The following is a 22,819-nucleotide window of genomic DNA, read 5'->3' as shown; positions in this document are numbered from 1 at the left end:
TTTTACATTCGTACGGGGAAATCGACGTCATCCTGCCCGGAAGCCTCGGCATCGCCATCACCATGGGCCTGCGGCTGCGAGGCCTCGGTAGCCGCTTCCACGGGTTCGGGCATTTCAATGTCAGCCGCCTCGGCATCGCCAGCCGGCTCATGGGCTTCGCCCACGGCGTCCGGTTCCGGGGATTCGCTCACGCCGGCTGGCCCCTCCACAAGGTCGGCATCCTGCGCCTGCACGGCAAGCTCCAGGCCTTCGAGTTGCGCCTCGCCGTCCGCCAGTCCGGCCATGCCGAACTCGATCTGCTCAAGCATGGCGGCCGGCGTTGAGGCGTTGCTTTCCATGACCGGAAGCTGGTCCAGCGATTCCACCCCCAGGTCGTCCAGGAATTGCCGGGTGGTCGCGTACAGCGCGGGCCGCCCGACGGTCTCGCGATGGCCTATGACCTCGACCCAGCCGCGATCCTCCAGCTGCTTGAGGATCATGCTGTTGATCGTCACGCCGCGAATGTCTTCCATGTCGCCGCGCGTCACGGGTTGGCGGTAGGCGATGATGGCCAGCGTTTCCAGCGTTGCACGGCTGTAGCGCGGGGGTTTTTCCGGGTGCAGCCGGTCCAGGTACTCGCGCATCTGGGGCCGGCTTTGAAAGCGCCAGCCTGTCGCAACGTGCACCAGTTCCACGCCACGGCCCGACCAGTCGTTCTGCAATTCTTCAAGTACCAGCTTGAGGCTGTCGGCAGTCAGTACCCCGTTGAACAGCACACCCATTTCACGCAATGGCAGCGGTTGCTGCGCGCAAATAAGTGCTGTTTCGAGGACGCGCTTTGCATCCGTCGTATTCATGATTGTGGTCGTTCCGAAAAAGGGCGGAAAAAAAGGCCGGGAAAACGTAGGTTCGGCGCTTGTTCGCGCATGCATCCATGCGCAATCTCCTGGTCAGGAGCCATGGTGCAGGTAGCTGGAGACTACTGAATTTGATTGTATATCAGGCCCAAACCGGCTATGGCGGCCTGAAGGTCGGCCGGCGGCTCGGCCCGGAACTCCATGGCCTTGCCCGTGACGGGATGGTTGAAGGCCAGGCGCCAGGCGTGAAGGCCCTGACGGCCCAGGCCCCCGGCGAGTGCCCCGCCATAAAGCTCGTCGGACACCAGCGGATGGCCCAGAAGCGCCATGTGGACCCGGATCTGGTGGGTGCGCCCGGTATGCAATTTGCACTTGACGAGGCAGTGCTTGCCGGTGCCCTGCAGCAGCGACACCACCGTGGAGGCCGTCTTGCCGGCGTTTTTCTCCAGGTCCACCACCGCCATGCGCAGCCGGTTGCGCGGGTCCCGGCCTATGGGGGCGTCGACCTGGCGGGTCTTTGCGCCCTGCCAGGCGCCGTGGGCCAGGGCCACATACTCCCGGCTTACCTCGCGGGCGGCGATCAGGCCGACCAGCTGGTCCATCACCGTTCGCTGGCGCGCGACCACCATCAGGCCGCTGGTGTCCTTGTCGAGGCGGTGGACGATACCGGCGCGCGGCAGGAACACGGCCTGGGAGTCATGCGCCAGCAGGCCGTTGAGCAGGGTTGCGCTCCAGTTGCCCGGTGCGGGGTGCACCACCAGCCCCGCCGGTTTGTTGACGACCATCAGGTGAGCGTCTTCAAACACGATGTCCAGTGCCATGGCCTCGGGCTTGAAAGCCTGGCTTTGCGGCGTGGGGCGCAACTCGATCAGGAGTTCATCCCCGGCCTTGACTTTGGCCGAGGCCTTGGTCGCCGGCGCACCGGCCAGCTTCACCATGCCGCCTTCGATCAATTGCTGCAGATAAGTGCGCGAGAACTCGGGCACAATGGCGGCCAAAGCGCGGTCAAGCCGGCTGCCGTGGCTCTCGGCGGGAACCGTCACCTGCCGCAATTCCATCTCGGCCGCCGTGTCCCCCTCCTCCTGGGCCTCGTCCAGGACGCTTTCGGGCGCAGCAGCGGCCGATATAATCAATTTGCTTTGTTCTGAATCAGTCATCAAGAAGGTCGATTGCAATGTTTTCCACCAAATTATCGGTTGTTCCCAATGCAATGCCGCTTCTTGCAGCCGTTTGCGCCCTGTCCTTCGTGATCGCCGGCTGCTCCAGCACACCGGCTCCCGACAAGACGGCCACCTGGAGCCCCAACAAGATCTACGCCGAAGCCAAGGACGAAGCGAGCTCGGGCGCCTACGACAAGGCGATTCCCCTGTATGAAAAGCTCGAAGGCCGCGCGGCGGGCACCCCGCTGGCCCAGCAGGCCCAGCTTGAAAAAGCCTATGCCCAGTACAAGGGCGGCGAGCAGGCCCAGGCCATCGCGACGCTGGACCGCTTCATGAAGCTGCATCCCGCCAGCCCCGCTTTCGACTATGCGCTCTACCTCAAGGGCCTGGTCAATTTCAACGACAACCTGGGCATTTTCGGTTTCATCTCGCGCCAGGACCTGTCCGAACGCGACCAGAAGGCCGCCAAGGAATCGTTTGAATCATTCCGGGAGCTGGTAACCCGCTTCCCCGAATCCAAGTACACGCCCGATGCCCGCCTGCGCATGAGCTATATCGTGAACTCGCTGGCGCAATCGGAAGTGCATGTGGCGCGCTACTACTATTCCCGCGGCGCCTATGTGGCTGCCATCAACCGCGCGCAGACCGCGATCGCCGACTACCGCGACGTGCCCGCACTGGAAGAAGCCGTCTACATCCTCTACAAATCCTATGATGCCCTGGGCATGGCCGAGCTGCGCGACGACACCCGCCGCATCATGGAAAAGAACTATCCGCAGAGCCCCTACCTCACCAAAGGCTTCAAGGCTGCAGACAATCCCTGGTACAAGTTCTGGTAAGGGCCTCCAGCCTGTCCGTCAGTTCCTGCTCTGACGCCAGGCGCCGCATGGGCGGCAGCGCCCTCAGCAAGCGCTTGCCGTAGCCCATGGAGGCCAGGCGGCTGTCGCACACCACCAGCACGCCCTCGTCGGTTTCACGGCGTATCAGCCGGCCGGCGCCCTGCTTGAGCGCCACGGCCGCCTCGGGCAGAAAATAATCATTGAACGCGCTGCGCCCCTGTGACTCCAGCAGTTTGGAGCGGGCCTCAGCCAGCGGGTCATTGGGCGGCGGAAAAGGCAGCTTGTCGATGATGACCAGTTGCAGCGCGTCGCCCGGCACGTCTATGCCCTCCCAGAACGAGGCCGACGCCACCAGCACGCAGCCCTTGCCGCCGTTGGCGTTGCCCTCGCGAAAGCGCTCTATCAGCACGCGCTTGGGCATGGCACCCTGCACCAGCACCTCCATGTCGGAAGACTCCCGGAAAGCCTCCCTGAGCGCGTCGCCAATGGTGCGCAAGGCCCGCAGCGTGGTGGTCAGTACCATGGTGCGGCCGCCCAGGTGCCGCGACCACCTGGCGGCGGACTCGGCCACCTTCACCGTGTGGGCGGGATCGCCTGGCTTGGGAAAGGCCGGCGGCACGTAGAGCGCCGCCTGGCGTTCATAGTCAAAAGGGCTGCCGACGCGCAAAACCTCGGCCTCCTCCAGCCCGCAAGGCTGAGTGAACCAGCTGAGCTTGTCGTCGTCACCCAGCGTGGCCGAGGTGAACACCCAGGTTTTATCGGTGCCATTGCCCGCACCCAGCACCTTGCTTTTGACGGCCTTGGAAATATCCAGCGGCGACTCAACCAGCCGCAGCTGGGTGCCCACGTCGGCCCAGCGCACGCAGCCCGGCTCACAAGCATGGACAAAACGCCGGGCGCGTTCGGCCAGTTCCGTAGCACGCTCATGCAAGCGAACAAAGTCGGGGGCGATTTCACTGACCGTATCCAGGGCCGCGCAGGCCTGCTCGCAGGAGGCGTGAACGGCCTGCAAAGCGCCGTTCCATTCGTCCGCATCCAGGCCCTCGGGGGATTCGTCCACCCACCTGAGCTTGGTTCCGGGGTATTGCTTGCCGGCGCACAGGCGCAGCTCGCGCGCGGCATGCTCGACGGCGGACACCACCTCCTGCCAATCGACCAGGCCGCGCGCCAGTTGCAGGCCGGTGGCCAGCATGTCCCTGGCGAAATCCAGCAGCTGGCCGGTGGTCAGGTTGGTGCCCAGGAACTGCACGCCGGTTTCGTTGAGCTGGTGCGCCTCATCGAAGATGGCGATGCGCACCGAAGGCAGCAGCTCGGCCACGCCGGATTCACGCACCGCCAGGTCGGCGAAAAACAGGTGGTGGTTGATCACCACCACGTCGGCCGCCATGGCTTCCCTGCGGGCCAGGTTCACGTGGCAGGCCCGAAAACGCGGGCATGGGGCACCCAGGCAATTTTCGCGCGTGGAGGTCACCAACGGGATCATGGGGGAGCGTTCGTCCAGCCCCGGCAGCTCGGCCAGGTCGCCGGTGCGCGTCACCTTGGACCATTCTTCAATCCTGGCCAGGGCGCGCACGGAAACACCGTCGGGCAGGTAGGCCTCCTGGCGGGCCATCTCCATGCGGTGCAGGCACAGGTAGCTGGCCCGCCCCTTGAGCAAGGCCGTGCTGACGGGAAGCCCCAGCGCCTCGACCAGGCGCGGCAGGTCGCGGCCGAACAGCTGGTCCTGCAAGGCCTTGGTCGCGGTCGATAGCAGCACGCGCTCGCCGCTCAACAGCGCCGGGACCAGGTAGGAAAAAGTTTTACCCACGCCAGTGCTGGCTTCGACCACCAGGGGGTAGGCGCCCTCGATGGCGCGGGCCACGGCCAGGGCCATCTCGGTCTGCCCGCTGCGCGGCGTGAAGTGCTCGGCCGCCCGCGACAGCACGCCGCCGGGCGCAAAAGCCTCTTCGACTTCAAGCGCAAGCGTCATCAGGCGGGCTCGGGGGGGTCCAGCGACAACTCGAGTTGAGCGATCTGGTCACGCAGCTGCAGGCGCCGTTTTTTAAGGCGCCTGAGCAGCAGTTCGTCGATGGGCATGGTGTGCGCCGCGATGTCCACCAGCGCGTTGAGGTCCGCATGCTCCATCCTGAGTTCAATCAGCTGCCGTTCCGGGGAATGTAAATTTAAGTCCAAGGTTTTTTATCCGTACGCGCCGCTTCGCTTGATAATACGTCGATTGCGACCATAAATCGAGCCTCGCGCCCGAACGACCACACAATGTCCAAAGGTTATCGAATCACAGCTTCCACCGGTATCCATAAAGGGGATCGGGACTACCAGCAAGACCAGGTCAACCTGTTCAGCCACTCGCGGATTCCCGGCTGCATGCTGGGCATCGTGGCTGACGGCATGGGGGGCCGCAGCGGCGGACGCAAGGCTTCCGACCAGGTCATGCTGACCGCCAAGCAGCTCTTTGACCGCTACGCGCCGGAGACCGACGACGCCCCCGCCATGCTCAAACAGATCGTCGAGGAAGCGCACATCGTGATCAAGCTCACGGCGATCTCGGCCGAACAGGAACCCCACAGCACGCTGGCGGCCTTCCTGATCAATCCGGGCGGCGACTGCCACTGGGTGCACACCGGCGACTCCCGCATCTACCACTACCAGGGCAGCAAACTGGTGCACCGGACGGTGGACCATTCCTACGTGCAGACGCTGGTCGACAAGGGCGAGATCACCGAGGAGGAAGCCAATGTCCATCCCCAGTCCAACATCCTGATGGGCTGCCTGGGCACTGAAGACGCTCCACCCATCACGCATCACTTCATCCCCCAGCTGCGCCCGGAAGACGTGCTGCTGGCCTGCAGCGACGGCGTCTGGCACTATTTCAGCGCCAGCGAAATGGGCTCCGCCCTGTCCATGCTCTCACCGCGCGAAGCCACCGAGTTCCTGATCCAGAAAGCCCGCTCGCGTGCGCGCGGCGGCGGCGACAACCTCTCGCTGGTGATCGTCAAGCTCGAACCCCTGGCGCCTGAGCCACCGCCCCGCTTAGTCCTGGGGTAAAGGCAGGGACTTGGCCGGCGGCTTGGTCTGCTTGAGCCGGTCGCTTTCGTGCTGGGCCTTGCGCTCCTGCGCCTCTTTCACGCGGTCGTTGTATTTTTTTGCTTCTTCCGCCGCCGTGGCCTGTTTGCCGACTCTGGCCTGGGATTTGTCCTGGCTGCCCTTGAGCCTGGCGGCGCTGGCATCGCTGTTGCCCTGCTCACCGGCCTTGGCGGCGGCACGGTCCTCGTTCTTTTTCTTTTCCCGCTCCAGGCGTGACTGGTAGTCGGCTGCGGCTTTGGCCCGGCGGTCGGCGGCTTCCTGCTGGTTTTCGGGTGAAGCCTTTTCCTCGGTCTTGCGGATCTGCTCGGCGCCGCGGTTGCGCCGCTCTTCATCATTGAGCAGGATTTCCTGGCGGCGCAGGTCGCCCATCACTTCGCGGCGGCGTTCGTTGACCTTGCCCAGGCAGCTGTTGACGGCGAATTTTTTATAGCACTCGGCGTCTTCGGCCAGGAAACCCGCCTCCAGCCGGGCGCGTTCCGCGCTGATCCTGGCGCGCTCGGCATCGATGCTACGGGGGGCCTCGGCGGGCGCGGCCGGCTGTTGCGCCGCGGGTTGCGCGCTCGCAAGCACGCCCAGGGTGGCGAGAAAGCATGCGGCGGCGAATTTTTTCATGTGAGGGTGGTATCCACGTTGCGGCGGTCAAGCGCCAGGAATTCCTTGGACTGCATTTCATTGAGCCGGGAGACGGTGCGGGGGAACTCGTGCACCAGCGGGCCCTCGGTGTACAACGCCTCGGGAGCGACTTCTGCCGACATGATGAGTTTGACCCGCCGGTCATACAGCACATCCACCAGCCAGGTAAAACGCCTGGCTTCGGAGGCCATACGTAAGGGCATGTAAGGCACGTCACTCAAGAGCACGGTATGGAACTGGGTCGCGATCTCCAGGTAGTCATTCTGCGAACGCGGCCCGCCGCACAGCGTCTTGAAGTCGAACCACACCACCCCGCCCGCCTTGCGCCTGGCCTGGATCTGCCTGGACTCGATCTGCAGCACCGGGTTTTCATCCTGGGACTCCGCCAGCGCGTTGAAAGTTGCCGTCATTTCGGCATCGGCCTGGGGCCCCAGCGGCGTGTGATAGAGCCTGGCCTGCTCCAGAGTACGCCTGCGGTAGTCGGTGCCGTTGTCGACGCTGAGGACCTCCAGGTTGGCCTTGAGCAGCTCAATGGCCGGCAGCACGCGGTCCCGGTGCATGCCGTTGGGATAGAGCTCGTCCGGGTGGAAGTTGGAGGTGGTGACAAAGCCCACGCCGTTCTCGAACAGGGCCGAGAGCAGGCGATGAAGAATCATGGCGTCGGTGATGTCGGCCACGTGGAACTCATCAAAGCAGATCAGCCGATAGCGCTTGGCAATGCGCCGGCCCAGCTCGTCGAGCGGGTTGGCCGTGCCCTGCAGGTCCTGCAGTTCACGGTGCACCTCGCGCATGAACTCGTGAAAATGCAGCCGGACCTTCCGGCGCAACGGAACGGCCCCGAAAAAGCAGTCCATCAAAAAGCTTTTGCCGCGCCCTACCCCGCCGTACATGTAGACACCGCGCGGAATGTCGGGCCGGTTGATCAGCTTCTTGAAGGCGTTGGAGCGCTGCTCCTTGAAATCCGCCCATTCAGAGGCGCAGCGTTCCAGCGCCTCGACGGCGCGCAGCTGCGCGGGGTCGCTGACATAACCCCGCGCCGCCAGTTCGGCGTCATACGCCGCGCGTACCGGTTGAGCCACGGACCCGTGCCCGACCAGATCAGAAGTTCAACGTGCGCTTGTCCACCGCCAGCGCGGCTTCCTTGGTCGCCTCGCTGAGCGAGGGGTGCGCGTGGCAGATGCGCGCGATGTCCTCGCTGCTGGCGCGGAACTCCATGGCCACCACACATTCGGCGATCAGCTCGCTGGCGAAAGGCCCGACGATGTGCACGCCCAGGATTTCGTCCGTGGCGGCGTCGGCCAGCATCTTGACCATGCCGGTTGTGTCGCCCAGCGCCCGCGCGCGGCCGTTGGCCATGAAGGGGAAGGTGCCGGCCTTGTAGGCGCGGCCGGCAGCCTTGAGCTGCTCCTCCGTCTGGCCCACCCAGGCGATCTCGGGATTCGTGTAGATCACCCAGGGAATGGTGTTGAAGTTGACGTGGCCGTGCTGGCCGGCAATGCGCTCGGCCACTGCAACGCCCTCTTCCTCGGCCTTGTGCGCCAGCATGGGGCCGCGCACCACGTCACCGATGGCCCAGACATTGGGCAGGTTGGTTTTGCAGGCATCATCGACCACCACCGCGCCGCGCTCGTCGAGCTTGAGGCCCACGGCTTCAGGCGCCAGGCCAATGGTGTTGGCCACGCGGCCGATGGAGACGATCAGCTTGTCGACTTCCAGCGTCTGCGCCTGTCCCTTGGCATCCACATAGGCGACCGACACGCCTTTCTTGGAAGACTTGACCTCGCCGACCTTGACGCCGAGCTCGATCTTCAGGCCTTGTTTGGTGAAAGCCTTGTGGGCTTCCTTGGCGATCTGCTGGTCCACCGCACCCAGGAAGGTCGGCAGGCCCTCGAGCACCGTCACGTCGGCGCCCAGGCGGCGCCAGACCGAGCCCATTTCCAGGCCGATCACGCCGGAGCCGATCAGGCCCAGCTTCTTGGGCACCGCGCCAATGCGCAGTGCGCCATCGTTGGAGAGAATGTTTTCCTCGTCAAACGGCGCGCCGGGCAATGCACGGGCATTGGAACCGGTGGCTACGATGATGTGCTTGCCGGAGATGGTTTCTTCAGCTGCGCCAGTGACCTTGACGTCGTAGAGGCCGTCCTTGGCGGCGGCAAAGGAGCCGCGGCCGTGGAAGAAGGTGACCTTGTTCTTCTTGAACAGGTAGACGATGCCGTCGTTGTTCTGCTTGACGACGGTGTCCTTGCGGCCCAGCATCTTGGCGACGTCCAGGCCCAGGCCCTTGACCTCGATGCCGTGGTCGGCGAAGTGGTGGCCGGCTTGCTCGTAGTGCTCAGACGACTGCAACAACGCCTTGGAGGGAATGCAGCCCACGTTGGTGCAGGTGCCGCCCAGTGCGGGGCCGCCCTTGGCGTTTCTCCACTCGTCGATGCAGGCGGTGTTAAAACCCAGCTGCGCTGCGCGAATGGCGGCAATATAGCCGCCGGGGCCGCCGCCGATGACGATGACGTCGAATTGTTTAGACATGTTTTCTATTCCTTCTTGAGTTCAAACGCCCCCGCGTGGAGGACGATTCCAAATACACCGGTGCTCGCCAGCAGGCTTTCTTGCTGGGGGCCATCGCGGCCGATTTTCACGGTCGTGCCGGGCGTGGTCCTGCAGACAAACAGATGCCTGGCATCGAGGCATTCAATCCGGCCGGCGGCATGCAGCGCTGCCCAACCAAAGCCCTCGTACTCCTCCGCCAGGAAGCGGCGCAGAGTGACGGTCTCGGTGGGGGTCCGCATATCGGCAATGGTCCAGCGGACCAGGTCCGACTGGTATTGTTCAACCAGCTTCCCGGGGTCGGCATCCGGCGCTTTTGCCAGTACCACCCGGGACCCTGCCTGCGCAACGCTGAGCCACTGCAGCCCGTAATGGCCGCTCCAGTTGTCGCCGGCCGGCGCCGCGGCCGCAGCCAGGCCCACACTCAAGGTGCAAGCCAGGCAGGCGACGAGGCGGCGCATCGACGACAGTCTTAGATGTCGAACAGCAGGCGTGCGGGGTCTTCCAGCGCTTCCTTCATGGCCACCAGGCCCAGCACGGCTTCGCGGCCGTCCACGATGCGGTGGTCGTAGCTCATGGCGAGGTAGTTCATCGGGCGCACCACGATCTGGCCGTTTTCCACAACGGCACGGTCCTTGGTCGCATGCACGCCCAGGATGGCCGACTGGGGCGGGTTGATGATGGGGGTGGACAGCATGGAGCCGAAGACGCCGCCGTTGGAGATCGAGAAGGTGCCGCCGCTCATTTCCTCAATGCCCAGCTTGCCGTCGCGCGCCTTGGCGCCGTATTCGGCGATCTTCTTTTCGATGTCGGCAAAGCTCATCTGGTCGGCATTGCGCAGGATGGGCACCACCAGGCCGCGCGGCGAACCGACGGCGATACCGATGTCGAAATAACCGTGGTAGACGATGTCATTGCCGTCGACCGAGGCGTTGAGCACGGGGTATTTCTTCAGGGCATGCACAGCCGCCTTGACGAAGAAGCTCATGAAGCCGATCTTCACGCCGTGTTCTTTTTCGAACTTTTCCTGGAAGCGCTTGCGCATTTCCATGACGGGGGCCATGTTGACCTCGTTGAAGGTGGTCAGGATGGCGTTGGTGGCTTGCGATTGCAACAGGCGCTCGGCGATACGTGCGCGCAGGCGGCTCATGGGCACACGCTGCTCGGGGCGCTCGCCCAGGTCGGCGGGCTTGGCCGAAGCCGCGACCTGCGGCAGGGCCGTGGTCGGCGCGCCCGTGGGAATCGCGGCAGCGGCGGGCTTGGCGCCGCCGGCGGTTGCGCCCAGAACATCGCCCTTGGTGACGCGGCCGTCCTTGCCGGTGCCCGGCACGGAGCCGGCGGCCAGGTTGTTGTCGGCCATCAGCTTGGCGGCGGCGGGCATGGGAACACCGGCCATGGAGCCGCCCGCCGCTGCGGGAGCGGCGGCAGGAGCCGGGGCCGAAGCTGCCGCGGCAGCCGGTGCGGCCGCCGCAGCGGCGGCGGGTGCACCAGCGCCCGCCTTGCCTTCGGTGTCAATTTTGGCGATCACCTGGTCGGACACCACGGTGCCGCCGTCGGCAACCACCAGCTCGGTCAGCACGCCGGCCGAAGGCGCGGGCACTTCGAGCACGACCTTGTCGGTTTCGATTTCGATCAGGATTTCATCGATGGCGATTGCTTCACCGACTTTTTTCTTCCACTGCAGCATGGTGGCCTCGGCCACGGACTCGGACAGCTGGGGGACTTTGACTTCTACGATAGCCATGTTGTTTCTTTCGTGTACGTTCTTGTGTTCTGTATGGTGAAGTGGCCGGCCTTACTTGGACAGCACAAAGCCCTTGAGCTTGCCGAAGGCGCCATCCACCAGCGCCTTTTGCTGCTCCTGGTGCAGGTGCGAGTAGCCCACGGCCGGCGACGCGGAGGCGGCACGGCCTGAGTAGCCCAGCTTCTGGCCATCAAGCATGTTTTCGTGGATGTAGTGCTGCACGAAGAACCAGGCACCCTGGTTTTGCGGCTCGTCCTGGCACCACACGATGTCGGTGGCGTTCGGGTAGCGCTTGAGCTCGGTGGCGAAGGCCTTGTGCGGGAAGGGATAGAGCTGCTCGACGCGCAGGATGACGGTGTCGTCCGCGCCTTTTTCCTCGCGCTTCTTGGCCAGGTCGTAATAGACCTTGCCCGAGCAGGCGATGATGCGCTTGACCTTGTCGGCCTTCTTGTTGATCTCTTCCTTGTTCTCGGGGATCACGGTCTGGAAAGCGCCCTTGGTGAACTCGGACAGCGGCGAGGTCGCGTCCTTGTTGCGCAGCAGCGACTTGGGCGTCATGATGACCAGCGGCTTGCGCAGGTTGCGCACCATCTGGCGGCGCAGCACGTGGAAGATCTGGCTGGCCGTGGTGGGCTGCACCACCTGCATGTTGAGGTCGGCCGACAACTGCATGAAGCGCTCCAGGCGAGCCGAGCTGTGCTCGGGGCCCTGGCCTTCGTAGCCGTGCGGCAGCATCAGCGTGATGCCGTTGACGCGGCCCCACTTCACCTCGCCCGAGGCGATGAACTGGTCGATCACGACCTGCGCGCCGTTGGCGAAGTCGCCGAACTGGGCTTCCCAGATCACCAGCGTGTTGGGGTCGTTGGAGGCGTAGCCGTATTCAAACGCCAGCACCGCCTCTTCGGACAGGATGGAGTCGATGACGACGAAGGGGGCCTGGTTGTCGGCCACGTTCTGCAGCGGCACATAGGTGCCGGTGTCGAACTTCTCACGGTTCTGGTCGTGGATCACGGCATGGCGGTGCGTGAAGGTGCCGCGGCCGCAGTCTTCACCGGACAGGCGCACCGGGTAGCCGCTGGCCACCAGCGAAGCGAAAGCCATGTGCTCGCCCATGCCCCAGTCCACGGGAATGTCGCCGCGGCCCATGGCGGCGCGGTCGTCGTACACCTTCTTGACCAGCTGGTGCGGCGCCACGGTGGACGGGATGGCGGTGATCTTGTCGGCCAGGCGCTTCCACTCGGCCATGGGGATGGCGGTGTCGCCGGCGTCGGTCCACTTCTTGCCGAGGTAAGGGGTCCAGTCAACCGCGTACTTGCTCTTGAAGTTGGTCAGCACCGGGTCGAAGGTGCTCTTGCCGGCGTCCAGCGCCGCGCGCGTGGCCTTGACCAGGTCATCGCCCAGCGTGTCGCCCATGCCCTGGGCCGCCAGCTTGTCGGCGTACAGCTTGCGCGTGCCGGGGTGCTGCGCGATCTTTTTGTACATCAGCGGCTGGGTCAGCGCGGGGGTGTCCTGCTCGTTGTGGCCCAGTTTGCGGAAGCAGATGATGTCGACCACGACATCCTTGTGGAACTCCATGCGGAATTCGAGCGCCAGCTGGGTGGCCAGCACGACGGCTTCGGGATCGTCGCCGTTGACGTGCAGCACCGGTGCCTCGATCATCTTGACGACGTCGGAGCAGTACAGCGTCGAGCGGCTGTCGCGCGGGTCGCTGGTGGTGAAGCCGATCTGGTTGTTGATCACGATGTGCACCGTGCCGCCCGTGAAGTAGCCACGGGTTTCGGCCAGCGCCAGCGTTTCCATGACCACGCCCTGCCCTGCGAAGGCGGCGTCGCCGTGCACCAGCACGGGCAGCACCTGCTTGCCCTGCGGGTCGGCACGGCGGTCCATGCGGGCGCGCACCGAGCCTTCCACCACGGGGTTGACGATTTCCAGGTGCGAGGGGTTGAAGGCCAGGGTCAGGTGGACCGGGCCGCCGGGGGTGGTCACGTCGGAGCTGAAGCCCTGGTGGTATTTGACGTCGCCGCTGGGCAGGTCTTCAGGGGCGGTATGGTCGAACTCGGCGAACAGGTCGGCCGGGACCTTGCCCAGGGAGTTGACCAGCACGTTGAGGCGGCCGCGGTGCGCCATGCCGATCACGATTTCCTGCACGCCCTTGATGCCGCCCTGCTGGATCAGTTCATCCATGCTGGCGATGAAGCTTTCACCGCCTTCCAGCGAGAAGCGCTTCTGGCCGACGTACTTGGTGTGGAGGAAACGCTCCAGGCCTTCAGCGGCCGTCAGGCGATCCAGGATGTGGAGCTTCTTTTCCTTGGCGAAATTGGGTTTGCTGCGGATCGATTCGAGCTTTTGCTGCCACCAGCGCTTGTGGTTCTGGTCGGTGGCGTACATGTATTCCGCGCCAATCGTGCCGCAATAGGTTTCGCGCAGCGCGTTCATGAGCTCGCGCAGGCTCATGGTGTCCTTGCCGAAGAAGGTGTTGCTGGTGTTGAACACGGTTTCCTGGTCGGCGTCGCTGAAGCCGTAGAACGAGGGCTCCAGTTCGGGAATCTTGTCGCGTTCGGCGCGCTTGAGGGGGTCCAGGTCGGCCCAGCGTGCGCCGACGTTGCGGTAGGCGGCGATCAGCTGCTGGACGGCCGTGCGCTTGCGGCCCATTTCGGAGTCGGCGCCGCTGGCGACCACGACCTTGGTCTGGCCTTGCTTGGCGCGCTCGGCGAAGGCATTGACGACCGGCAGGTGCGGAACGTCCTTGGCATTGCTGCCGTCCACGGCGGGAACATGCTGGAGTGCGTCGAAATACTCGCGCCAGTTGTCGGGCACGCTGCCGGGGTTGGCGAGGTAGTTTTCGTACATCTCTTCGACATAGGGCGCATTGCCGCCGAAGAGGTAGGTATTGCCTTGATAGGCTGAATAGACGGACGATGCCGTCGGGCTGGAACTCATATCCGCTGACCTCCGTTTCCCTTAAGGAAACATTAGCTGGTTAAAGCTGGTTGATTAACCTTCCGCAACACGGCTGGACCGATTAGCGGATGCGACTGTGGCAGGAAGGGCCTTCAGAAACACCCCAGATTGTGCCACCGAACTGTGACAGCCGAAAGACCGTGGTTATGCGTATCTTGAATGGACTTTTACAAGCCTTCACATGCCCGGCGTTGACAGCTGTTTGACAGATTGGGGCAAAAACTCAGGCGGCAAGGCCCGGATCACCCGCCACGCCTCGCAGCTTTGGCGTGTTGGGCTTGACGGGTTTGATGACTTTTTGCATCTTGAGGTAGCTCTCCACCACCTCCCAGACCGGCGGGCCGGCGTTTTTGCTGGCTTCGGCCACCGGCGCCCAGCCGGCCACTTTGTAAGTCTTTCCGGCTTCAATGAGCTTGCCGCCCAGGCGCATGTCCTGGATGCGTTCGCCCATCTTGGCGCCGGGCTCGCAGGTATAGGTGAGGCCGCCCACACGCACCATGTCGCCGCCCTGCTGGTAGTACGGGTCGGGATTGAACAGGTTGTCGCCCACGTCTTCCAGGATGGTCTTGATCATGTCGCCGCGCATATCGGTCAGCGTGGTCCAGGGATAGCTGATGGCCGTCTGGTCCATCACATGCTCGCGCGTGATGGCCTGGCCGGGCAGTAGCGAGGTGCCCCAGCGGAATCCCGGTGAGAACGCGATCTCGGCGCCGCGCACCTTCATGAGCGCATCGAGGATGAGCTGGTCGAAGCTGCCGTTGAAATTGCCGCGCCGGTAGAGCGTGCCTTCTGTCACTGCCAGTTTTTCGCCGAGTTTGGCGGTGTAAGGCGCCCTCACCTTCGCGATCAGCTCGTTCATGGCTGCGTCGGCCGGCAACAGATTGGCGAACACCGGCAACAGCCGGTAATTGAAGCCGGCCACCTTGCCGTCCTTGACCTCAAGGTCCAGCACCCCCAGGAACTTGCCGTTGCTGCCGGCGTTGGTCACGATGGTCTGGCCGCCCGGGTTTTTAACGATGACGGGCACCGGCACGCCGTCGTGGGTATGGCCGCCCAGGATCGCGTCTATGCCGCTCACGCGCGAAGCCATCTTGAGGTCCACGTCCATGCCGTTGTGGCTCAGCAGCACCACGGCCTGGGCACCCTTGGCGCGCGCCTCGTTGACGGTCTCCTGCATCTCGCTTTCGCGGATGCCGAAGGTCCAGTTGGGCGTGAGCCAGCCCGGGTTGGCAATCGGCGTATAGGGAAAGGCCTGGCCGACGATGGCCACCGGTACGCCGTTCATTTCCTTGATCACGTAGGGCTTGAATACCGGGTCGCCGAAGTCGCTGGTTTTGACGTTTTGCGCGATGAAATCGACCTTGCCGGCGAAGTCCTGTTCGACGATTTTTTTGATGCGCTCCTCGCCGTAGGTGAAGTCCCAGTGGCCGGTCATCACATCCACGCCCAGCAGCTTGGCCGCGTCCACCATGTCCTGACCCTGCGTCCAGAGCGCGGTGGCGCTGCCCTGCCAGGTGTCACCGCCGTCGAGCAGCAAGGCGCCGGGGCGCCCGGCCTTGAGCTGTTTGACCAGGGTGGCGAGATGGGCGAAGCCGCCCACCTTGCCGTACTGGCGCGCGGCCCGTTCAAAGTCGAGGAAAGTCAGCGCGTGGGCCTGGGGCGTGCCCGACTTGAGGCCGGCCGCCTTGAGCAGGTGCTCGCCCACCAGGTGCGGCGCCTGCCCGCGCATGGCGCCCACGCCCAGGTTGACGGAGGGCTCGCGGAAATAAATCGGCAGCAGCTGGGCATGGCAGTCGGTCATGTGCAGCAGGTGCACATTGCCGCTGCGCGGCAGCTCGTACAGGCCCGCCGCCTGGGCGGCGCCGGCCTCGCGCTGCAGGGGGAAACCGGCGGCCAGGGCGGCCGCCATGACACTTGCGAATTCGCGGCGGGAGAGATTCATGGCGTTGGTCATCCTGCCCGGCGCGCCAGGCATGCTTTCAGGTTGCGGTCGGTCCGGGCGCCGGAGCGCCGCGGGTCACTTGTTGACGGGTGAGTTCGGGTCCAGCAGCAGCGCCATCACGTCGCGGATCTGCTGCTCGCTCAGGATGGACGCGTGGCCGAAGCGGGGCATGTCGGAACAGGCGTTGTAGGCCTTGGCGTTCCAGAGCTTGCCCCAGGTGTAGTCCACGATGGGCTTGCTTTCGGGCGAAGCCGGGTTGCTCACGCCGCGCAGCTTGCCGTAGTTGTAAAGGCTGGGGCCTATGGAGCCGAAAGACAGCTCGGCCTTGCTGATCTGGTGGCAGTTGTAGCAGCTGCCGCCGTTGGCCTCGCCGGGTTTGTCGCTCCAGGTCAGGCCGCGGCCGTTCTGCGCGATTTTTTCGCCCTCGCTCCAGTTGCCCAGGTACTTGCCGTCCGAAGGCGGCTTCACGGTTTGCAGGTTGGCCTCTTCAATGGACTTGGCCAGTTTTTCGTCCAGCGGCTTGCCGGCCGCTTCCGAGCAGGCCTGGTTGGAGGCGTCCAGCGTCAGCCGGTCCATCTTGGCGATGCCCTGCTCGCGGAAGGAGCTTTTGAGCACCTGCTGGGTGGCTTCATCGACCTGCTGGGCCGTGGGCGCGGTGGCGCAGCTGGACAGGAAAAAAGCCGCGAAAGCCAGGCCCGCCGCGGACAGCGCTGCTTGTGTGTAGGAAGTGTTCATGGGGATGTCCTGCCGGATTAACGTTTCAAGGCGGGCGCGATCGACACACCGCCCTTGCTGTTGACGCCCATGTACACGCCCAGGGCGATGGTGGCATCGGAGGCGTAGCCCGGGAAGGGAAAGCGCTGCTGCCGGTAGCAGTCGTTCAGGCGGCGCTGCATGCTCCAAAGGTCGCCGCTGGAGACGCGGTAGGCCGGCCAGGCGCCGAAGCCGTTGCCGGCGCCGGGCTGTTTGGTCAGGTTGGGCAGGTCCTGCAGGCGCACGCGCTTGTTGTCCTCGCCGTGGCAGGACGCGCAGGAAAAGTCATACGGGCCGCCGCGAAGGTAAAACACCTTCTTGCCGACTTCGTACATCAGTTTTTCCTTGGCATGCGACTGCGGCACATTGAACGCCATGTCGCGCGACTCGGCCGAGATATAGGCCACCAGGGATTCGATCGATTTCTGCTCGCCCGCGCCGAAAGGGGTCTTGGCGATCTCGGCGGCGCTAAAGCCCTGCAACTGTTCCATGCAGGTCAGCAGGCGCGACTCCAGGTCCTGCACGCGCTGGGTGTCGGTGAAGAAACGCGGCAACTCGACAAAAGCGCCCTTGACCACGCCCGGCCCCTTGCCCAGGTCGCATTTTTCCAGCGAGGCGTTTTTCGGGCCGCGCGCCTGTTTCCAGAGAGCCTCGCCCTTGGCTTCGTAGAGCTCGGCCGGGTTGCCGTCGGCCAGCATGGCGCGGTATTCGGCAATGCCTTCGGCCGTGCTCTTTTGCGCCGCCGCCGGCAGCGGCAAGGCTGATACGGCGGCCAGGGCCGCCAGCCCAAACAGGCTCAATTTCATCGTGCTCTCTCCTCAAATATCGTTGTGGGCGGCCGGGGCCGCGGCGCGCAAACCGGCGGGGAACTCAGGAAATGACGGCCTCGTCGGTGCGCTTGTCGCCGTGGTTGTCGGTCCAGCTCACAGCGATTTTGTCGCCGGCCTTGCCACCCTTGAAGCTGAACTGCACAAAGGGATTTTTGGAGACGGCCGTGCCCCACTGGGCGCTCATGACGGTCTTGCCGTTCCAGGTGGCGCTGATGTTCTGGATGAACCAGGCCGGCACGGTCTTGCCGGCGGCATCCTTGCGCTGGCCGCTTTCCATTTCATGGCTCACGAGCACACGCACCGTGGTTTTATCGCCTTGGGCCTGGGCCCGGATCCGCATTGGGTCTGACATATCTTGTTCCTTTCAGTCGTTAGGGTCGCGAGGCTCAGCCGCCGCAGCCGCCCAGGGTCACTTTGACTTCCTTCACCGCATAGAAGTACTTGTCGCCGGCCTTGGCCAGCGCGTAGACATTGGAGGACTGGCCCATCTTGATATTGGTCGAGACATTGGCATCGGTGCCGGCCGGGATCTCGAACATGGCGGCCAGCGCGCTGGGGTTCTTTTCAACGACCAGAGCGATCTGCGTGGTATTGGCGATATTGCTCTGGGCGCCCACGCGCACCACGTTGCCGTTTTCGGCGATCTCGGGCGCCTGCAGCAGCAGGTCCTTGCTTTCAACCGGCGCGCTGGTGGCGCCCATGGCCTTGGCCGCGTCGGCCAGGGATTTGCTCTCAAAAGCGGCCTTGTTCCAGCCCGGGGCGTTTTGCGCGTAGGCCGGGCTCAGGCCCGAGGCGGCTGCCAGCGCCAGCGCCGTGGCACCGGAACTGCTGGCCAAAAAATCACGACGTTCCATGGTTGAACTCCTCTTTTATATAACTTGAATGTCTTAAAAACTTAGCCCGATTGGACACCAAAAACCGAAAAATCCGGGAGGGTATTTCTCCCAGGCATGCCTCAAAAAAACACCGCCGGCCCGCCGCCTCTACTTCGCCGCGCCCTGCGCCAGCCATTGGGAAATCTGCGCCGACTCCGCCGCGCTCAAAGCCTGCGGCGGCATCGGAATCACACCCCAGACGCCCTGCCCGCCCGCCTTGATTTTGCCCGAGAGGTAATTCACCGCGTCGGCACGGTCCTTATATTTGTTGGCTATATCCTTGAAGGACGGACCCACCAGTTTGTTGTCCATGCCGTGGCAGGCCACGCAGGTATTTTTCTGCAGCAGCGGCATCACGGACGCGGCGCCGGAGGCCGCCGTCTTCACCACGGCCGCCACCGGGATTGCCGCGGGCGCGCGCTCGGCCTGCGCCACGGCGCTGCCCGATTGTGCCGCCGCGGCCGAGGCCGGCCGCGTCGTATCCACCCCGCGGCTTTCGCCCACCCCGCGGGACTGCTCGGCCAGGTTGCCATGGGCGTTGCGCGCGTAGTCGGGCAAAAAGCTTTTGACCACCACTTCGGCCTTGCAGTTCACCATGCAGTTCGAGCCCTGCACGTCGGGCCTGGCCGTGCCGCCCAGTTCCTTGCCGGGCCACATCGCGTGCGCCGTCGTCATGCCATTGCGGTTGGGCAGACGCTCCTGCACCTCGCGAATGTTGGCGTCCGACAGCGTGAAGTCTTCCGGCAGCACATTGCCCAGGAACAGGATGTAGGCCGTCGCGGCATAGACCTCATCGGCCGTCAGCGTCTTGGGCGCGGTCCAGGGCATGGCGCGGTTGATGTAGTCCCACAGCGTCGACAGCGTGGAGACTTTCATCAGCGTGGTGCGGTTGGGCTGGTTGGCGCCCGGCATCAGGCCGTCGACCCGGCCGCTTTTCACGTCCTGCGCCGTGGTGCCGCCGGCGATCGGCGTGAACACCTCGGACGACTCGGCAAAACTGCCGTGGCAGGAGGCACACTGCGCCTCCCACAGCACTTCACCCTGGCGCACCGAGCCCTGCCCCTTGGGCAGGCCCTTGAAATCGGGCCGCACGTCGATGTCCCAGGCCTTGACTTCGGCGGGAGTGGCGGTCCGGCCGACGCCGGCCAGCGCCGCCTGCCGCGCGGCGGCTTGCGTTTGCGCGAATGCCGTGCCCATCGTGCAAAGGCAGACGAGCACCAGCAGCGAGCACCGGGCGCGTTTAAACCTGGACATTTTTCACCTCGCCGTTTTCTTCCAGCGACCACGACTGGATGGCGTTGTTGTGGTAGATGCTGCGCGAGGCGCGCACCTTGCGCAGCTCGTTGTAGCTCGGCTGGATCTGCCCGGTTTCGTCCACCGCGCGGCTCTGGAAAATCGCCGGCTTGCCGTCCCAGACGAAGTCGGCGTTAAAACGCGTGAGGCACTTGGCCAGCACCGGGCCTTCGAGCCGCGCCTGCATCCAGTTGCGCCCGCCGTCGACCGAGACATCGACCCGGCGTATCTTGCCGCGACCGCTCCAGGCCAGGCCCGTGATGTTGTGAAAGCCTTTTTGCAGCAGCACCTGGCCGCCGCTGGGCGAGGTGACCACGCTTTTGACTTCCTGGATGCTGGTGTACTGCCGGTGCAGGCCGCTGGGCTGCAGGTCCACATAGTGAATCGTTTCGTCCTTGGCTCCGTAAGGCATGTCGCCCACTTCGATGCGGCGCAGGTATTTGACCCAGCTCACGCCCTGCACGCCTGGCACGATGAGCCGCAGCGGGTAGCCGTTTTCAGGCCGCAGCATCTCGCCGTTTTGCCCGTAGGCAACCAGCACCTCGCCGCTCATCACCAGGCCCATGGGAATGGTGCGTGTCATGCCCGATCCGTCGGCGCCTTCGGCCAGGATGAATTTGGCGCGCTTGAGGTCGGCGCCGCAAAGCTCCAGCAGGGTACGCAGCGGCACGCCGGTGAATTCGCTGCAGCTCAGCATGCCGTGGGTGTACTGCACCGTCGGGACGGCGGCATTGCCCCACTCCATGCCGGTGTTGGCGCCGCACTCGATGAAGTGCATGCGGCTCACGCTGGGCAAGCGCATCAGCTCGTCCATGTTGAAGACCATGGGGCGCTTGAGCATGGCCTCGTCGGAGCCGTTCAGCATCAGCCGGTGTTTGGAGGGGTCTATGTCCCACCAGCCCTGGTGGTGGCGCTCAAAGTGCAGGCCGCTGGGCGTGATGATGCCGAACAGGCCCTGTAAGGGGCAAAAACTCACGCTGGCCTGGCTCACGCGCGTCAGGCCCGGGCTTTCGCGGCGCTGCAGGTTTTTCTCGAACTCGCTGGGCAGGCCGTAGCCGCGAGCCGCCACCGGCTGGCCCAGGCCCTTGCTGTGCGGCGGAAGGTTCAGGATTTCAGGTTCGCCTTCGGCGGGCATCGCCGCGCCCTGCGCGACGGCCCGGCCCGCGGCCACGGTGCCGGCCCCGGCGGCAAACGCGCCCCCCAGAAAGCCGCGGCGCCCTGCCCGCACTTCTTGTATCTGCTCGCGCGAAAGAAAGTTTTCGGGCGCGCGCTGTAGGAATCTGTTCAGCATGGGTGGCGTCTTTCGGTTCAGGCGTCCTGCAGGCCGGGGCGCGGCGACAGGCTTTGCCCCGGCGGCAGCGCGCCCGGCTCGTCCAGTTCGATGGCGATCTGGGTGCAGACACTGCGGCACAGCGCCACGGCTTTTTCGCTTTGCACCCGGTAAATCACCTGGGTGCCTTCCCTGCGCTTGGCCAGCACACCGGTGCGGTACAGCACGGCCAGATGCTGGGAAAGATTGGGCTGGGTGGTGTCGATCTCGGCCAGCAACTCGTTGACGGATTTTTCGCGTTCGCACAGGGCGCTGAGCACGCGCAAACGCATGGGCGTGGCGAGTACGGCGAACAGCTCGGCGGCCAGCTCAAACACCCGGCCCCGTTCCACCTGGGCACTGGCCTGGATCATCTCGTCCATAGTGACTTCTTCTTAATATAAGCAATGGCTAATATTATTCCGATAAACCAGGAGGGCGTCCCCCGTGAATACCCTTGGCCGCCCCCTGAAATTGGTGAATATCACCAAGTCGGTGCCAAAGCCCGAAAAAGGTGTTGCCGCGCCGCACTTCCTCCCTCTGTAGCAGGTGTAATAAACCCCTGAAAGTCATCCCCGCGTGATATAAAACTTTTGTTGCTTACGGGTTGTTACCTGGGACCTTTATAAAATAATACTTATGTATTCAAAAAACAAACTTTTCTCGGGCGGGATCACTGTTCTTCTTGCCATCCTGGCCAACGGCCCGGCGCACGCGGAAGTCGACGCACTGGTCAGCAACGCCCGCAGCCTGCTGGACCAAAGCCAGGCGCAAAAAGCCTTCGACCTGCTGGAGCCGCAAGAGGCGGCGCGCGCGGGCGACCCGGATTTCGACACCGTGCTGGGCATTGCCGCCAACGAGACCGGCCAGTACACCCGCGCGGTATTCGCCCTGGAACGCGTGCTGGCCGTGCAGCCCAGCAACTCCCGGGCACGCGCCGAACTCGGCCGCGCGCTGTTCTCCGTCGGTGACACCAAGGCCTCGCGGCAAGTGCTGCTGGAAACCAAGCAGGACAACATCCCGGCCGAGGCCGCTGCCACCATCGACCAGTTCCTGCAGGCCATAGACCGCACCGAGGAAGCCGCCCGCTCGTCGGTCAAGCCCTTTCTGGAAGCCAGCGTAGGCTACGACACCAACATCAACAGCGGCCCCGGCAACCCGAACGTGGCCGTGCCCGCTTTCGGCGGCCTGATCTTCACGCTCAATCCCGCCGGCGTCGAAACCAAAGACGCCTTCATGAGCCTGGGCGGCGGCCTGTCGGCCCGTTACGTGGTGGATCCGCGCTGGTCGCTGATCGGCAACGTCTACGGCAACGCCCGCGTCAACAGCAAATACAACGACTTCAACACCGGCCAGGTCGATGTCAATTTCGGCGCCAGTTACCGCTACGACAAACACGAGTTCTCGGGCGTGGTGCAGGCCGGGACCTACACCGTGGCCGGCTCGCGCGCCCGCGACCAGTTGGGCCTGGTCGGCGAATGGACTTACCGCATCGACGGCTTTCGCCAGTGGAGCACCTACATCCAGTGGGGCGACCTGAGCTACCCCGGCCAGTCGCTGCGCGACGCGACCCGCACGGTGGTCGGCACCTCCTATGCCCATGCCTTCCGCGACAGCAACATCGTGGTCTTCGCGGGCGGCTACGTCGGCACGGAAAAAGAGCACGCCGCGGGCGTACCGCAACTGGGCCATGACCTTGTCGGCCTGCGCACCGGCATCCAGAAAACGCTTTCGGACGCGCTGGCGCTGTTCGGCAGCCTCGCTTATGAAGACCGCAAATACGGCGGCGCCGACCCGCTCTTCCTCGTCACCCGCCATGACAAGCAGTGGAACCTGAACATCGGCCTGAACTGGGTGCCCGCCAAGCTGTGGCGCGTCACGCCCCAGCTGGCCCTGACCTCGGTGAAATCCAACGTCGCGATTTCCGACTACAAGCGCAGCCTGTTCTCGGTGACGGTGCGCCGCGATTTCTGAACCGCGGTGCCGACTGAACACGCCCGCCCCCGCCCAGACAGC

The 22,819-nt window shown here is 64.4% G+C and carries 21 protein-coding genes; 3 read left to right on the top strand and 18 right to left on the bottom strand.

The features are described from left to right. Positions 1-2 precede the first annotated feature (2 nt). Positions 3-836, bottom strand: coding sequence for an SMC-Scp complex subunit ScpB (gene scpB / locus ACEN9P_RS21785; RefSeq protein WP_495620441.1), 834 nt, complete (start codon positions 834-836; stop codon positions 3-5). A gap of 122 nt (positions 837-958) precedes the next feature. Then, entirely contained in the window at positions 959-1,993 is a 1,035-nt protein-coding gene (locus tag ACEN9P_RS21780) for an RluA family pseudouridine synthase (RefSeq protein WP_495620440.1), read from the bottom strand. 17 nt (positions 1,994-2,010) lie between these two features. Here ACEN9P_RS21780 and ACEN9P_RS21775 point away from each other — a divergent pair, with 17 nt between their 5' ends. Beyond that, on the top strand, positions 2,011-2,835 hold the full coding sequence (locus tag ACEN9P_RS21775) for an outer membrane protein assembly factor BamD (RefSeq protein ID WP_477661656.1): 825 nt from the start codon (positions 2,011-2,013) through the stop codon (positions 2,833-2,835). Here ACEN9P_RS21775 and yoaA read toward each other — a convergent pair. Both yoaA and ACEN9P_RS21765 read right to left on the bottom strand, forming a co-directional pair. After that, entirely contained in the window at positions 2,798-4,804 is a 2,007-nt protein-coding gene (gene yoaA, locus ACEN9P_RS21770) for a DNA repair helicase YoaA (protein ID WP_495620439.1), read from the bottom strand. The two genes, ACEN9P_RS21775 and yoaA, sit on opposite strands and share 38 nt — an antisense overlap. After that, the gene (locus ACEN9P_RS21765; RefSeq protein ID WP_007871178.1) at positions 4,804-5,007 is read right to left on the bottom strand and encodes a DUF465 domain-containing protein; all 204 of its coding nucleotides are present in this window, start codon (positions 5,005-5,007) and stop codon (positions 4,804-4,806) included. Before ACEN9P_RS21765 ends, yoaA begins: the two co-directional genes overlap by 1 nt. Before the next feature lie 84 nt (positions 5,008-5,091). On the opposite strand from ACEN9P_RS21765, the gene ACEN9P_RS21760 reads away from it, so the two are divergent. After that, a complete protein-coding gene (locus ACEN9P_RS21760) occupies positions 5,092-5,880 on the top strand; it encodes a PP2C family protein-serine/threonine phosphatase (RefSeq protein WP_477661654.1) in 789 nt (262 codons plus the stop codon). Here the strand turns inward: ACEN9P_RS21760 and ACEN9P_RS21755 are convergent. The 14 genes from ACEN9P_RS21755 to ACEN9P_RS21690 all read right to left on the bottom strand — a co-directional run bounded on the left by ACEN9P_RS21755 (position 5,866) and on the right by ACEN9P_RS21690 (position 21,186). Continuing rightward, the gene (locus ACEN9P_RS21755; RefSeq protein WP_477661653.1) at positions 5,866-6,531 is read right to left on the bottom strand and encodes a hypothetical protein; all 666 of its coding nucleotides are present in this window, start codon (positions 6,529-6,531) and stop codon (positions 5,866-5,868) included. The genes ACEN9P_RS21760 and ACEN9P_RS21755 overlap by 15 nt on opposite strands. Next, on the bottom strand, positions 6,528-7,631 hold the full coding sequence (zapE, locus tag ACEN9P_RS21750; RefSeq protein ID WP_477661652.1) for a cell division protein ZapE: 1,104 nt from the start codon (positions 7,629-7,631) through the stop codon (positions 6,528-6,530). The genes ACEN9P_RS21755 and zapE overlap by 4 nt, the downstream gene beginning before the upstream one ends. Before the next feature lie 19 nt (positions 7,632-7,650). Then, on the bottom strand, positions 7,651-9,078 hold the full coding sequence (gene lpdA / locus ACEN9P_RS21745) for a dihydrolipoyl dehydrogenase (protein WP_495620438.1): 1,428 nt from the start codon (positions 9,076-9,078) through the stop codon (positions 7,651-7,653). Positions 9,079-9,083: 5 nt separating this feature from the next. Further along, the gene (locus ACEN9P_RS21740; RefSeq protein WP_495620437.1) at positions 9,084-9,557 is read right to left on the bottom strand and encodes a hypothetical protein; all 474 of its coding nucleotides are present in this window, start codon (positions 9,555-9,557) and stop codon (positions 9,084-9,086) included. A gap of 11 nt (positions 9,558-9,568) precedes the next feature. Further along, positions 9,569-10,840 (bottom strand): 2-oxoglutarate dehydrogenase complex dihydrolipoyllysine-residue succinyltransferase, encoded by a 1,272-nt coding sequence (odhB, locus tag ACEN9P_RS21735; RefSeq protein WP_477661649.1) that lies wholly within the window; start codon positions 10,838-10,840, stop codon positions 9,569-9,571. A 51-nt stretch (positions 10,841-10,891) separates the two neighbouring features. Beyond that, on the bottom strand, positions 10,892-13,780 hold the full coding sequence (locus tag ACEN9P_RS21730; RefSeq protein ID WP_477661648.1) for a 2-oxoglutarate dehydrogenase E1 component: 2,889 nt from the start codon (positions 13,778-13,780) through the stop codon (positions 10,892-10,894). Between the two features lie 244 nt (positions 13,781-14,024). After that, positions 14,025-15,743: a thiosulfohydrolase SoxB gene (soxB, locus tag ACEN9P_RS21725; protein WP_495620436.1), complete on the bottom strand. Its 1,719-nt coding sequence runs from the start codon at positions 15,741-15,743 to the stop codon at positions 14,025-14,027. Positions 15,744-15,818: 75 nt separating this feature from the next. Beyond that, complete coding sequence (soxX, locus tag ACEN9P_RS21720; protein ID WP_477701019.1) at positions 15,819-16,478, bottom strand: sulfur oxidation c-type cytochrome SoxX; 660 nt, start codon at positions 16,476-16,478, stop codon at positions 15,819-15,821. 17 nt (positions 16,479-16,495) lie between these two features. After that, a complete protein-coding gene (soxA, locus tag ACEN9P_RS21715) occupies positions 16,496-17,302 on the bottom strand; it encodes a sulfur oxidation c-type cytochrome SoxA (RefSeq protein ID WP_477661645.1) in 807 nt (268 codons plus the stop codon). Positions 17,303-17,366: 64 nt separating this feature from the next. Then, complete coding sequence (gene soxZ / locus ACEN9P_RS21710) at positions 17,367-17,678, bottom strand: thiosulfate oxidation carrier complex protein SoxZ (RefSeq protein WP_007871154.1); 312 nt, start codon at positions 17,676-17,678, stop codon at positions 17,367-17,369. A 34-nt stretch (positions 17,679-17,712) separates the two neighbouring features. Next, a complete protein-coding gene (gene soxY, locus ACEN9P_RS21705; RefSeq protein ID WP_477661644.1) occupies positions 17,713-18,180 on the bottom strand; it encodes a thiosulfate oxidation carrier protein SoxY in 468 nt (155 codons plus the stop codon). A gap of 129 nt (positions 18,181-18,309) precedes the next feature. Then, a complete protein-coding gene (locus tag ACEN9P_RS21700) occupies positions 18,310-19,455 on the bottom strand; it encodes a c-type cytochrome (RefSeq protein WP_495620435.1) in 1,146 nt (381 codons plus the stop codon). Next, complete coding sequence (gene soxC, locus ACEN9P_RS21695; protein ID WP_495620434.1) at positions 19,442-20,785, bottom strand: sulfite dehydrogenase; 1,344 nt, start codon at positions 20,783-20,785, stop codon at positions 19,442-19,444. The genes ACEN9P_RS21700 and soxC overlap by 14 nt, the downstream gene beginning before the upstream one ends. 17 nt (positions 20,786-20,802) lie before the next feature. After that, complete coding sequence (locus tag ACEN9P_RS21690) at positions 20,803-21,186, bottom strand: ArsR/SmtB family transcription factor (protein WP_477661641.1); 384 nt, start codon at positions 21,184-21,186, stop codon at positions 20,803-20,805. A gap of 256 nt (positions 21,187-21,442) precedes the next feature. On the opposite strand from ACEN9P_RS21690, the gene ACEN9P_RS21685 reads away from it, so the two are divergent. Continuing rightward, positions 21,443-22,777, top strand: a complete 1,335-nt coding sequence (locus tag ACEN9P_RS21685) for a surface lipoprotein assembly modifier (RefSeq protein ID WP_495620433.1) — start codon at positions 21,443-21,445, stop codon at positions 22,775-22,777. The last annotated feature ends 42 nt before the right edge of the window (positions 22,778-22,819 follow it).

The organism is Polaromonas sp. Polasp52 (genome assembly GCF_059491565.1).
The sequence above is the reverse complement of the archived record's forward strand: the minus strand, read 5'-3'. Positions and strand labels throughout refer to the sequence as shown.